At 66.5% G+C, this 12,328-nt stretch carries 11 protein-coding genes and 1 pseudogene; 8 read left to right on the top strand and 4 right to left on the bottom strand.

The features are described 5' to 3' along the window. Positions 1-94: 94 nt before the first annotated feature. Positions 95-688: pseudogene (locus K3G64_RS25740) on the bottom strand (DUF7159 family protein); the annotation flags it as partial. A 20-nt stretch (positions 689-708) separates the two neighbouring features. Here K3G64_RS25740 and K3G64_RS07145 point away from each other — a divergent pair. The 6 genes from K3G64_RS07145 to K3G64_RS07120 all read left to right on the top strand — a co-directional run bounded on the left by K3G64_RS07145 (position 709) and on the right by K3G64_RS07120 (position 5,843). After that, on the top strand, positions 709-894 hold the full coding sequence (locus K3G64_RS07145) for a hypothetical protein (protein WP_238889997.1): 186 nt from the start codon (positions 709-711) through the stop codon (positions 892-894). A gap of 100 nt (positions 895-994) precedes the next feature. Further along, positions 995-1,891: a glycoside hydrolase family 26 protein gene (locus tag K3G64_RS07140; protein WP_238889995.1), complete on the top strand. Its 897-nt coding sequence runs from the start codon at positions 995-997 to the stop codon at positions 1,889-1,891. Beyond that, positions 1,888-3,126 (top strand): PP2C family protein-serine/threonine phosphatase, encoded by a 1,239-nt coding sequence (locus tag K3G64_RS07135; protein ID WP_238950475.1) that lies wholly within the window; start codon positions 1,888-1,890, stop codon positions 3,124-3,126. Before K3G64_RS07140 ends, K3G64_RS07135 begins: the two co-directional genes overlap by 4 nt. Continuing rightward, positions 3,123-5,096 carry a glycosyltransferase family 2 protein gene (locus K3G64_RS07130; RefSeq protein ID WP_238889994.1) on the top strand — a complete coding sequence of 658 codons (1,974 nt, stop codon included), beginning with the start codon at positions 3,123-3,125 and terminating at the stop codon, positions 5,094-5,096. Before K3G64_RS07135 ends, K3G64_RS07130 begins: the two co-directional genes overlap by 4 nt. After that, positions 5,093-5,428, top strand: a complete 336-nt coding sequence (locus K3G64_RS07125) for an STAS domain-containing protein (protein ID WP_238889992.1) — start codon at positions 5,093-5,095, stop codon at positions 5,426-5,428. Before K3G64_RS07130 ends, K3G64_RS07125 begins: the two co-directional genes overlap by 4 nt. A gap of 7 nt (positions 5,429-5,435) precedes the next feature. Further along, the gene (locus K3G64_RS07120) at positions 5,436-5,843 is read left to right on the top strand and encodes an ATP-binding protein (RefSeq protein WP_238889990.1); all 408 of its coding nucleotides are present in this window, start codon (positions 5,436-5,438) and stop codon (positions 5,841-5,843) included. 5 nt (positions 5,844-5,848) lie between these two features. Here the strand turns inward: K3G64_RS07120 and K3G64_RS07115 are convergent, their stop codons facing one another. Further along, on the bottom strand, positions 5,849-6,619 hold the full coding sequence (locus K3G64_RS07115) for an SDR family NAD(P)-dependent oxidoreductase (protein ID WP_238889988.1): 771 nt from the start codon (positions 6,617-6,619) through the stop codon (positions 5,849-5,851). Between the two features lie 112 nt (positions 6,620-6,731). On the opposite strand from K3G64_RS07115, the gene K3G64_RS07110 reads away from it, so the two are divergent. Continuing rightward, positions 6,732-7,421 carry a hypothetical protein gene (locus tag K3G64_RS07110; RefSeq protein WP_238889986.1) on the top strand — a complete coding sequence of 230 codons (690 nt, stop codon included), beginning with the start codon at positions 6,732-6,734 and terminating at the stop codon, positions 7,419-7,421. A gap of 17 nt (positions 7,422-7,438) precedes the next feature. Here the strand turns inward: K3G64_RS07110 and K3G64_RS07105 are convergent, their stop codons facing one another. Both K3G64_RS07105 and K3G64_RS07100 read right to left on the bottom strand, forming a co-directional pair. After that, positions 7,439-7,762 (bottom strand): hypothetical protein, encoded by a 324-nt coding sequence (locus tag K3G64_RS07105; protein ID WP_238889984.1) that lies wholly within the window; start codon positions 7,760-7,762, stop codon positions 7,439-7,441. Between the two features lie 257 nt (positions 7,763-8,019). Next, positions 8,020-8,631 carry a DUF2510 domain-containing protein gene (locus tag K3G64_RS07100; RefSeq protein WP_238889983.1) on the bottom strand — a complete coding sequence of 204 codons (612 nt, stop codon included), beginning with the start codon at positions 8,629-8,631 and terminating at the stop codon, positions 8,020-8,022. Between the two features lie 660 nt (positions 8,632-9,291). Here K3G64_RS07100 and K3G64_RS07095 point away from each other — a divergent pair. Beyond that, positions 9,292-12,285 carry an Ig-like domain-containing protein gene (locus K3G64_RS07095; RefSeq protein WP_238889981.1) on the top strand — a complete coding sequence of 998 codons (2,994 nt, stop codon included), beginning with the start codon at positions 9,292-9,294 and terminating at the stop codon, positions 12,283-12,285. Positions 12,286-12,328: the final 43 nt, after the last annotated feature.

Below are 12,328 nucleotides of genomic sequence, written 5' to 3'. Positions count from 1 at the left end.
GCGCACTGACTCGCACCGGCAGCCGTGGACTCGTCACGTCCAACGAGTTGACGGCGCGCGCCGACGCGAGCGCCGCTCCCCGTGCCAGCGCCAGATCGGCGTCAGTGGCGGAGAAGACCGGCGAGGTGGTCACGGCGTCCAGCGTGGATTGGACGAGTTCCAGGTCGCCCGCTGAGCCGACGACGAAGACCGCATCGGGTTGCCACTCGTTGAGTTCGAGCGTGGCGATGATGCTGCTCGGCAACTCGATGAAGTCGGCTCCGTCTTGCGGCCTCGCGATGTGTTCGACCATCACCCCACCGGCATCGACCATCGCGACGACCGCGGCGTCGGGTTCGACGATGCACACCGCGACGTCGTCGTAGTCCGCGATCTCTGCCAGACCGGCGGCCAGCACTTCGGCGGCCTCGAGTTGCGACACCGCGATCGCGTTGCCGTACCCCCGCGCCGACAGCGCCTCGAGCAGACCGGACGTCGCCTGCTCGGCTTCGACGGTCCAGGTCACGCCGATCGCGTGGACGGTGTGGACCACGTCGGCGAGGACCACGTCGAGCAGATCGTCGGGCTCGACGGCGGCGTCGAAGTCGAATGCGCCGCGGTCGACGGTCGCACCCTCGCCCGTCGCGCCCTCGACCAGCACCCATCTCACCGTGCTGGACGTCAACGACAGGCCGACCACGAGGTCCATGCGAATGCCCCCGATCAGGTGTGAGTCAGGACAGAGACTACCCCCGCCGGCTCGGACTGCACCCAGTCGCCGAGGAAGGCGCCGACGTCGGCGCCGATGCCACGGCCCCGAAGAATTTGCTGTTGCTAACGATCCTGGTCGGCTGGAAGTACCGGATGAGCCCGCAACAGCAAACGGGCAACACCCCAGTGGCCAACTGGCCTTAACGCTTCCGTTAATTGTGTTCCGTTCCCGCCGTCGGTTTGCGACCATGGGTGAGGGGGAATGACGTGGTTTCCTCCTGTGGCGTGCACGTGAGGTGGACAAGTGGAGCGACCGGCCTTGACTGTCGACCGTGCACCCGACCACGCCCCCGCCACGCCCTCGCGCTTCGGGCTGAGCACTCCGGGAGGGTTCACCGCCGCACGCGAACTCCAGGCCGTCGCCGACGCGGTCGGACACCGGGCCGAGATCGTGATGGCATTCGAGGACTTCTTCGCCACCCCGCCGATCGCCGAGCTGGCGGTCGCCGCCTACTGCGGCGCCGACCCCGTCATCAGCTGGGAACCGTGGTGCTGGACCGACGACAGGTCACCGGCGGTGATGCGGTCGCTGCTGTCCGGCGCGCTCGACGACTACGTCTACCGCTGGGCCGACGAGATCCGCGACTGGGGCGGACGGACCTATCTGCGCTTCGCCCACGAATTCAACGGCGACTGGTACCCGTGGACGCCTGCCTGTGGCACGACACAGGCGGACTTCGTCCGGGCGTGGCGCCACGTGCACGACATCTTCACCGCGCAGCACGTGGGCAATGTGATGTGGGTCTGGGCGCCGACCGTGGGTGGGATCACCCCCCTGTCCGCCTGGTACCCGGGCGACGACTACGTGGATGTGCTCGGTGTCGACGGATACAACTGGGGGACGAGCTTGCCGACGACTTGCTGGACCGTTCCCGAAGAGTTGTTCGGCGACGCACTGGACGAACTACGCTCGATCAGTCCCGGCAAACCGATCCTGGTCGCCGAGGTCGGCTGCGCCGAAGAGGGCGGATGCAAGGCAGACTGGATTGCGCGCTTCACCGATTACCTGAACCGCCAGCCCGACGTCATGGGCTTCATCTGGTTCGAGCATCACAAGGAGACGGATTGGCGGATCACCAGCTCGGCGCCGTCGGCGGCGGCGATGGCCGCCGCGCTGGACGCGGCGCGGTCGCGCCGATGACGCCGTCTGCGGTCGATGACCGGTTCGCGCTTCCGGTTGAGGTGGAAGAGCAGCGGCTGCGCTCGCTGCAGCAACTGCACATCCTCGACACTCCCGAGGAGGAGCGGTTCGAACGCATCATCCGGTTGACGCAGCTGGTGTTTCAAGTGCCGAGGGCATACATCAACTTCATCGACCGTGACCGGCAATGGTGCAAGCAGGCGGTCGGCGAGGGTGTCGCCATCACCGGTCCCCGAGAGACGTCGGTGTGTCGGGCGACCATTGCCCGCGTGTACGACAAGCCTGAGGATCCGGCATTGGTCATCGACGACCTGACGACGGTTCCCGACTTCGCGGAATTGCCCGCCATCGCCGCGGAGGGCGGCATCCGCTTCTACGCCGGCTTTCCGCTGTTCGGTCCAGGTGGACACGCGGTCGGCACGTTCTGCATCTACGACACCAAGCCACGATCGCTCGACGCCCGGCAGCGCGCGATCTTCCGGGACCTCGCGGCCTGGGCGCAGCGCGAAGTGGAACGCTCAGACGACGTGGAGCGCGCCGCAGCCGTCCAGCGCCTGCTGCTGCCACCGCCGGTCGACTACTTGCCGGGCTATTCCGTCTGCGCAATGTGTGCGCCCGCGTACGCGGTCGGCGGCGACTTCTACGACCACTACCCGGTGCAGCGCGGCGCGATCTTCACCGTGGCCGACGTGATGGGCAAGGGGTTGGGCGCAGCGCTGATCACCGCGAGCCTGCGCTCGGCGCTGCGCGGCGCGTCGCGGGCGGTCGATGACATCGAGTGTCGGGCGGACCTCGCCGACGCGGTCAATTCGGCGGCCGACCAGATGGCCGACGACCTCGAACGGACCAACACCTTCGCCACCTTGTTCCACGCTCACCTCGAAGCGGAAACGGGCCGGATCCAGTATGTCGACGCCGGCCACGGGATCGCCGCGGTGCTGCGCCGCGGCGGGGTGGTGGAGAGGCTGGAGAGCAGGGGCCTGCCGCTCGGCGTCCTGCCCGACGATAACTGGGTGTCGATGTCGACCGTGCTCGGTCCCGGCGACATGGTGGTCGTCGCGTCGGACGGGTCGTTGGAGCTGCTCGGCAAACAGGCGGTCGAAAGCGACGTGCTCGATTTCGTCGCGGCCCATCCTGAGCCGGCCGACTTGTGCCGAGCCGTCACCGCGTTGACGAACCGGCGCCCGCCCCTCGACGACGTGACGGTGGTGGCCGTCCGCCGGGATGACGCGTGACCCATCGAATCCCCTCCGAAGGCCCCTCGCCTTCGCCGTGGCTGCGACTGCTGATCCTGGCCACCGCTGTACTCGGAATCAACTACGTCGTATGGCGGTGGTTGGCGTCGACGAACTGGGACGCCTGGTGGATCGCGGTACCGCTGGTGATGGCCGAGACGTACAGCCTGATCGACTCGCTGCTGTTCGGAATGACGATGTGGCGACTGAAGCGTCGCCCTGCTCCGCCGCCGCCACCACCGGACGCCACCGTCGACGTGTTCATCACCACCTACAACGAACCGATCGAGATGGTGATCGCCACCGCCGAAGCCGCACAACGAATCCGCTTCCCGCACAGCACCTACATTCTCGACGACGGTGAACGGGAGGACATGGCCAAGGCGGCCACCGAGCGCGGGATCGGCTACGTCACCCGGTCGAATAGCTGGATCGACAAGCCACGGCACGCCAAGGCCGGCAACCTGAACAATGCGCTGCTGGAGACCGACGGCGAGTTCATTCTCATCCTCGACGCGGACCAGGTTCCCGAGCCGGAGATCCTCGACCGCACCCTCGGCTACTTTCACGACCCGAAAATGGCCTTGGTCCAGACGCCGCAATACTTCACCAACGTGCCGTTCTCCGATCCGCTCGGAAGTCAGGCGCCGCTGTTCTACGGTCCGATCCAGCAAGGCAAGGACGGCTGGAACGCCGCGTACTTCTGCGGCTCGAACGCGGTGCTGCGCCGCGAGGCACTAATGCAGCTGGGCGTGACGGGTTACGTGCGTGCGGTGGAGGAGGGAATCAAGCGGGCGCTCTACACCTCGCGCAAGATCCTCAAGAAGGCCAAGTCGCACGTCGCCGCCGATCAACCCGAAGTGCTCGCCGCGCTGGAGGGTGTCGAAGACGCGGTCCGCGAAGCCCGCGCGGCGCTGAAGGACAAAGGGCACCTGGCCGAAATCACCTTCGGCTTCCAGCAGCGTGTCGACGACGCGGCCAAGAGCTTGGTCGTCGCCGACGTCTCGGCGATGCGCGCCGACCTCGACGCGATCGCCGCGATGAGTGGAGGACACGGCGAGAGCCTCGACACTGCAGTCATTTTCGACGACGAGGCGCTCGAGACGCTGGCGGGCCGGGAGTGGTCACCGCTCGGTGCGCTGGAGTCGATCCGGTCGATGATCAGCGCCGTAGACGTCGGCAGGGACGACGAAGCCGAGCCGATGCTGCCGATGGCGACGATCTCGGTCACCGAGGACATGGCCACCTGCATGCGCATGCACGCACTGGGGTGGAACTCGGCCTATCACCACGAGGTCCTCGCCAACGGTCTGGCACCCGAGGATGTCGGCACCATGCTCACCCAACGGCTGCGCTGGGCGCAGGGCACTATCCAGGTGATGCTCAAGGAGAACCCGCTGGTGCAGAAGGGCTTGAGCATCGGGCAGCGGCTGATGTACTTCACCACGATGTGGAGCTATCTGGCGGGGTTCGCCGCGTTGGCCTACATCGCCGCGCCCGCGATCTTCCTGATCTTCAACATCATGCCCGTGCAGGCTTACAGCTGGGACTTCTTCGGCAGGCTGATCCCGTTCCTCCTGCTGAACCAGTTGTTGTTCTTCGTCGTCAGTAGAGGCACGCCGACGTGGCGCGGGCAGCAGTACAGCTTGGCGTTGTTCCCCGTCTGGATCAAGGCGTGTACGACCGCATTCCGTAACGTGTACTTCGACCGGCCACTGGGGTTCGCGGTCACGCCGAAGACCCGGCAGGGCGGCGGATCCATCCCGTGGGGACTGGTGAAATGGCAGATCGTTGCCATGGTGGTGCTGGTGGTCGCCTCGGTGATCGGGATCGTACAGTTGTATTTCGGCGCGATCTCCGTCCTAGGCGTCGGTGTCAACCTATTCTGGGTGATCTTCGACTTACTGATTCTGAGTGTGGTTTTCCAAGCGGTGCGCTTTCGCGGCCATGAGGTGGAAGGGGAGAAATGACCGGATTCGACAAGCGCACAACGGCTTCAGGAGCTGTCGTGGTCCGTCCCGAGGGGCGGCTGAACATGGTGGCGGCGCCGGCGCTGCGCCAGGAGTTGCGCAGTTTGGTCGAAAGCGGAAGCAACCGCTTGGTGGTCGACCTGTCCAGCACCGACTTCATCGACTCGTCCGGGCTGGGCGCGTTGATCTCAGGACTCAAGGTGGCCAGGCAAGCCGGCGGCGATCTGCGGATCGCCGCGCCCACCACACAGGTGGAGACGGTGCTGTCGTTGACGAATCTGAACCGGGTACTGCGCGCGCATCCGTCCGCCGACACCGCGTTCGACGAGTGACCGTTCAGTGACCGACGAGCATGCCGCCGTTCTGGAGACGACGACCGGACCGGACACCTTGGCAGAACTACAGCAGACGCTCGACCGGGTGTGGTCGGAGCGGGGCATACCCGATTCGGTGCAGATGTCAATGGACCTGGCGGTCGGGGAGGTCGGTGCCAACATCATCGAACATGCCTCGGCAGGCGCGTCCGTGCCCTTGCGGATGGAGGTCGACGTCTCGACCGCCGAGGTGCGGGCGACCCTCTACGACGGCGGCACACCGGCGCGGCTCGACCTGAAGAAGTTGTCGTTGCCCGACGAGCTGGCGGAAAGCGGTCGTGGGCTGGCCATCGCACTTGCAGTGCTCGACGAGCTGTCCTACCGGCGCGACGAGACCGGCAACCGGTGGACGCTGATGACACGATTGCCCTGAGCGGATCACGGTCGGAAGGTGACGCCGCCGTCGACGCTGATCGTCTGGGCGGTGATGAAGCTGCCGTCGTCGGAGAGCAACAGCGCCGCCAGCGCGGCGACCTCGTCGGGAGTACCGAACCGCGACTTGATCATCTGGCGGGCACGGGCCTGTTCCACGACGCCGTCCGGCATCGGCTGCTCGTCGAACTTGTAGTGCCAGATCAGTCCCGGCGCGATCGCGTTGGCGCGGATACCCTTCGGGCCGTATCGACGCGCGATGTGCCGCACGAGTGCCAGTTCGGCGGCCTTGCTCATCGCATAGGAGACCCGGTTGCCTGCGCCGTTGTAGGCGTCGATGGACGCGGTGAAGACGATCGAACCGCCGCCACCGGCGATCATCGCGGGTATCGCATGCTTGGCGCAGATCACGAAACCCCTTGTATTGACCCGCATTACCTCATCGAAGGCATCGAGCGGCAGTTCGACCACGCCGCCGGGCAGGTAAGCGTCGGCGGCGTTGGTGAAGTTGACGTGCATGCCGTCGAGTCGACCGAATGTGTCGACGGCCAGCCTGACGATCGCCGCGACGGAGTCCTCGTCGGTTCCGTCGAGCGGCAGCCCCCGTACCCGCTGCCCGCCCGGGTCGATGCCGTCGATGACTCGGCTCACTAGGTCGGCGTCGAGATCACCGATGACAACGCGCGCACCCTCGTCGGCGAACCTGCGGGCCAATCCGTTGCCGATGCCGCCGAGTCCGGCGACGAGGACGACCTTGCCCTGGAGCAGTCCTGTCACGCCTGACGATGATTCCCGAAGCCCGGGGAAGCGGCTAGGTACCGGGCCCTCGGCCGCCTGAATTGAGCCGGATTTGTGGCGAATGTAACGGTTTGATATAGGCTGTGCCCCCGTGGGGCGACACTCCGTAGCTAAACAGCGACGCAAGACGCCACTTGGTGTGGTTGCGGCCATTGCTCCGGTCGCAGTGTTCTTCGCGGTCGAGGGGCAAGGTGAGCAGGGTCCTCCGGTGGCCGTCGAGGAGGTCCGTGCGCTCGGACCGGTCGAGCCGGCGCCGAGCGTCGAGCCGGATCTGAGCGGCGTCGAGATCGTGGCGGCGGCCCCGACCGCGCCCCCACCCGCGCCGAAGATGGGCGAGGCACCACCGCCCGCCCTGCCCGATCAGATGGTTGCCGCTGCGCGTTATCGCACCGTCGACCGGTCCTTGCCGGTCGGCATCGCGCCGGAACGCGGACTGCAGGTCAGGACCATCCTGGCGTCCCGCGCGATCAGCGAGGCCTTCCCCGAGATCAGCAGCATCGGCGGTGTCCGGCCCGATGCCCTGCGATGGCATCCCAACGGTCTGGCCCTCGACGTGATGATCCCGAACCCGACAAGTGCCGAAGGTATCCAGCTGGGCAACGAGATCGTCTGGTATGCGTTGCGCAACGCGAAGCGGTTCGGCCTGCAGGACGCGATCTGGCGGGGGGTCTACTACACCCCGGGCGGCGCCCAAGCCGGCGGCTACGGGCATTTCGACCACGTTCACATCACCACGACCGGGGGCGGTTACCCGGACGGGGACGAGATCTACCTGCGCTGAGTTCGCAGCGGTTGCCGCTAGGGATTCAGCGCGCGGCTCAACCCCAGGCAGTCATTGCCCGAGCAGGGAATGCCATACAGCGCCGGCAACTGGTCTGGGCCCCGCTCGTCCACGTACTGCGGCGGCGGATCGATACTCGGCAGGCAGCCGGCGATCCAGATACTGTCGGTCATCGAATTGGGGCAGATCTGAGCAACCCCTTGAGGGGCCTGGTTCGGTTGCGCGGCCACCGCTGCGGCCGAGCCACCCCCGAGCAGTCCGACGAAGGCGACGGCGAAAACAATCTGACGGCGCCGCGTTTGGAGGGCCCGTGTTTGGAGGGCCCGTGTTTGGAGGGCCATGGTTCTCCTCTCCTTCCTGTCGAGCCGCGACGTCGCGGGTGCCTTTCACCCAGAACTGCCGGCGTCAGCGGCCGCACCGAGGCCTGCGTCGCGCGCATCCTGCCGTGCAGGACGCGGGTGCCGGACCCCAGCGCTCGTGGACGGAAGCGTGGCCCCCATGAGCTGCTGTCTATTAGGCCTAAATATACGTTCCATACACGTAAATTTCACTGACGTTGCAGCCGCTTTCGATGGGCACGACGGTCCGCGGGGACGTGCTACCGGCCGACCGGATCGACGGCGGCCACCCCGTTGGTCGAGACGTGTTCGGACCAGCGAGCACCGTCCCAGTACCGCAGCTGATAGCGACGGTAGGGATCGGCGTGCCAGCCGGGGGGAGGCCCGCTGGGCCGAAGCCAAGCGGCCGGTTCCTGACGACCGGCCTGCAGTGCGGTCAGCCAGTCCGCAGTCGAGCCGCCGCAGGTGATGGTCGTGCCTTCCAACTTGGGCCACCCGAACGAAATTCGCTTCCTTTCGACCGTGAAATCCGAATAGCGAAGAGGCTGCAGTTGCTGAATCGCTCCTTGCTTGTGGCGGCAGAACCAGAGGCGATGATCTGTCGCGACGACGAGCAGCACGTTGGCCTTGAACCCGCTGAACCCGGCGGTGGAGTATCCGGTGGCGTGTTTGACGTCGAGCAGCGACTCGTCTGGCGCGGCCTGGCCCGCGATGGCCGCCATCAATTCCCGCACGGCCTGGTACACCGCCGGGGCGGCGGCCTCGCGGGTCATCCGATCGTCGACGTCGCGGTCCCACTTATTGGGCGGGGTCAGATGGTCGTCTGTGACCCGACGCGCCACCAACTCGACATGATCAGATGTGATCGCCATAGGTTCACCACGCGCGTTCGCTAGCCGGTCGCACTGGCGGCGATCCGGATTCTTGGGCGGAGGCATTCGAGCCCGGGTCGTTGTGTTCCCAGTTCCACCCGCCGCGGTGGCGGCGTGACGCGAACCACTTCCGACTGGGCCGCAGCTTGACTAAGCGCCGCAGTGACGACCGGAAGGACGGCCGTCCCGAGCATGTGGATAGGGCCGTACCCGAGTGGGATGATCTTGATAGGACATCGTCTCCCCTCCGCTTGATCAGCGCCGTTCGCAATTAAACCGCACGGAGTGCCCACGAATCAGGAAAACTCTGCGCTGCGCAGCGCGTAGCACTCTCCTTCAATGTTCACGTCCCAGCAGGTGGTGTGGGTAGCGACGGGTGGATGACACTCAACTTGTGTTGACGTGCTAGTTAAATTGCGGACAGGGCTTCAGGGCCGGGGGGCTTGTCCCCGGTGGCAGACCAGCGAGTTCTCAGGAAAACACGCGGTATCAGCGACCAGAAGTAGTTGTGATCGCAACGACCAACCACTCGAAGCGTTTCCGAGCATGTATTCATTGTTATGTTGCCGCTGGCATGTAACGCCGTGCATCAGCGCTCCATGTGACCAATGTGCGATTGTCCCCGCGGCCGATGCCGCGGTGTGTGGAGAGGTGTGCGCCATGACGGCCTTCGGTAGTCGACGCGACGGAGATGCTGAGCGGTCGGGTTCCCGCCCGCAGTCGGGCCTGCTGGCGCGCCACATCGGCCGGGTCGGCGCGTTGGCGGTGGCTCTCGGCATCGGTGGAGCGGTGATGGCAGGGCCGGGCGTGGTCTGGGCCCAAACCAGCGAGAACGGCTCTGCGGTGTCCGGCGACACAAACACCGACACCGACCAAACCTCCCGGCCGGGTGGGGGCGGTGACACCGACGCGCAGGGCCCCGACGTTGACGCTGAAGCGCAGGAAGTCGACGGCGCCGACCCGGATCTCGATGACGCCGGCCCCGACCTTGCGGGCGGGGGTGTCGGCGGCGACGAGGGTGCGCCGAAGGGCACAGAAGAGACGGATTTCGTCGACACCGGTTCAGAGGAGGGGGATCTCCAGCCGGACGAAATGACAAGTGGCTCACCGTCCGTGCCCGTGCAGAATGAACCGGTTCCTCCGCCTCCTCCGGTTGCCGCGACACCTGCGTCCGCGAACATTCCCTCGTCGTCGAGCGGGCCGGACCTGTGGACCGCGAAGCGAGGCGATACCCCGGCGACTTCTGAGGTTGTCGACAGTGGTGCCGGAGCGGTCCCCGCGGGAGATGTGGCGACCTCTTCCGACAGCGTGCCGTTGATGCTCGAGAACGCAGTTGCGAACACCATGACGGCCTTCGGCGTCGACGACGAGCCGGCCCGTCGAACCACGGCGACCGGCACCGGCAGCCTGACGCAGATCGCCGCGCCCACGTCGCCGATCGCCGCCCTGCTGGCCATTCCGACGCGCATCATCACCGCCGTGGTCGGGGTGTTGCTGTCGCCGTTCCTGGCTCCCGCCGGGCCGGCACCGGCGAGCCCGCCGCTGTTCTGGGCAGTGCTGGGCTGGGTACAGCGCGAGTTGCGGCACACCTTCTTCAATCGCAGTCCCGTGCTGGGTCAACCGACTGACATCGCTCAGAACGGCCTCATCGTCACCGGAACCGTCACCGGCACGGACGCTGACGACGACGCGATCATCTACTCGGTCGCGCCGTCAACCGCGCAGGGGGGCACGGTGGTCGTCGATCAGCAGGGCCACTTCACCTATATCGCCCCGCAGAACTGGAGCGGCGCCAGCCCGTTGACCGATACTTTCACCGTCAGGGTCAGCGACGCCGCCAGCGGATTCCACCTCCACGGCCTGGCGGGGTTGTTCGGGGGTGGCCATACGTCGACTCGCGCAGTCACCGTCACGCTGGCACCACGGTCCACCGGTGTCACCGACACCTGGTCGATCTCGACGCCGCCGGACGGGCCTAGCCGTAGCTCGGTCGGACCGGACGGGACCATCGCGATCGCCAACCGGACCGGAAGCGGCACTGCCGCGGATCCGTACCGTGTCACCGTCAGGGTGCTGCGTCCGGGTCAAGACAGTCCCACCGAATCCAGCGCACTCGGTGACTTCAGCGGCAACAGCGTCACCGTCCTGGCTGACGGAACGGTCGGCTACACCACGGTCGTGCGCTCCGCCGACGGCACGGCCGACACCACCGTCACCGTCGTGCGCCCGGGTCAGCTCGACGAGGTGCTCACCACCCCGGGCGCTGCGCTCGGCGGCCTGTTCAGCAACGGCCGCACGGCTGTTCAGATATCAATCGTCGGGGAGTTCAGATCCCCCACGCAGCAGACCAGGGCGACCGCGATGCGGGGCGATCAACCTCTGCAGACCTACTTCCAATCGGGCGGATTCGCCGCGGGGAGCCAGCCGCAGTTGGCCGGCGACGGCACCGTGTCGTTCCTCCTCACTATTCCCGGTGAGGGAGACGAACCGGCGACTACCCGCCTGGTCCTGATGCGTCCAAGCGGCATCATCACCCGAGACGGGGTCGGCCTGGGAGAGCCGGTCGTCGCCGACGACGGCACCCTCGTTTTCACCGACTGGACCGGCGCGGGCACCGCCGACGATCCGTACATCACGTTCTTGAACGTCTGGCGGCCCGGGCAGGAGGCGACACGCGACCCGGTGGCAGGACCGCCCGGATCCCTATCCGTCGGATCAGGCGGGACGATCGCCTACGCCACGGTCAGTGGCGCAGGGACCGCACTCGATCCCACGACAACCGCCGTGACGGTCCTCCGCCCGGGGCAGCCCGCCATCGAATCCACTTCCCTCGGGAGGCTTTGGACCTCCTACGCTGCGCCGGATGGGACGGTGGTCTACGGCACATTCACCGCAAGCGACGGGTCGGCGAACACATACGGGTTGGGCACAAGCACGATCACGGTGTTGCGGCCTGGGCAGCAGGAGATCTCGCACAGCGCACTGACGACCGATCGCGTCCCCCCGCTTGTCAACTCGACGGGGACGGTGGTCGTGGCCGATGTGTTCGGAACCGGTGCTTCCAGCGCCCCGGCGTCGAGGCTCACCATTTACCGGCCGGGCGATGCGCCCGAAGCGGTCGATATCGCCGGCCTGCCGAACTCGTTGGGACTCGGTGCTGACGGCACGGTCACCTTCGCCTCCGGCAGGAGTGAGGGCACCACGACCTTGACGGTGCTCCGTCCGGGAGAGGAGGCCGAAACCTTCACGGCGCCGGGCAATCCCCAAGCTTCGCCGGCGATCACCGATGACGGCACGGTCATCCAGACCACGCGCGTTAGCTCCACGCTGGCCTACTTCACGATCCTGCGCCCGGGCGAACCAGCTGTCACCATCGAGACTCCCGGTCTGGTCGCCAACGAACCACTGATCGGGCCCGACGGCACCATCTACCAGGTAACCGACGACCGCGTATTGGGTCGAACGAATCTGACGATCGTGACGACCGCCGGCGAGGTCACCCGACTCGACTTCCTGGGCTCCGACTTGCCGCTGGTGATCGACGAAGCGGGCGGCAGGGTCGTCCTCGTCATGGTCAGCACCGGAAGCTCCGGAACACAGACGTTCACGGGTCATGAGATCACCGTGGCCTCTGCAACGACGACGAAGGTCTGAGCTCAGATCTCCAACCATGATGATGCCGGTGGCATCATCTCTG

The sequence above is a fragment of the Mycobacterium sp. IDR2000157661 genome (assembly GCF_022317005.1).
Lineage (GTDB): Bacteria > Actinomycetota > Actinomycetes > Mycobacteriales > Mycobacteriaceae > Mycobacterium.
This window is presented reverse-complemented; position numbering and strand designations above follow the sequence as displayed.

What these genes read in the sequence shown, in the direction of transcription:
- K3G64_RS07100 (WP_238889983.1), bottom strand. Translation starts at nt 8,631, where the DNA reads ATGGCGATCACATCTGATCATGTCGAGTTGGTGGCGCGTCGGGTCACA.
- K3G64_RS07135 (WP_238950475.1), top strand. Translation starts at nt 1,888, where the DNA reads ATGACGCCGTCTGCGGTCGATGACCGGTTCGCGCTTCCGGTTGAGGTG.
- K3G64_RS07105 (WP_238889984.1), bottom strand. Translation starts at nt 7,762, where the DNA reads ATGGCCCTCCAAACACGGGCCCTCCAAACACGGGCCCTCCAAACGCGG.
- K3G64_RS07095 (WP_238889981.1), top strand. Translation starts at nt 9,292, where the DNA reads ATGACGGCCTTCGGTAGTCGACGCGACGGAGATGCTGAGCGGTCGGGT.
- K3G64_RS07125 (WP_238889992.1), top strand. Translation starts at nt 5,093, where the DNA reads ATGACCGGATTCGACAAGCGCACAACGGCTTCAGGAGCTGTCGTGGTC.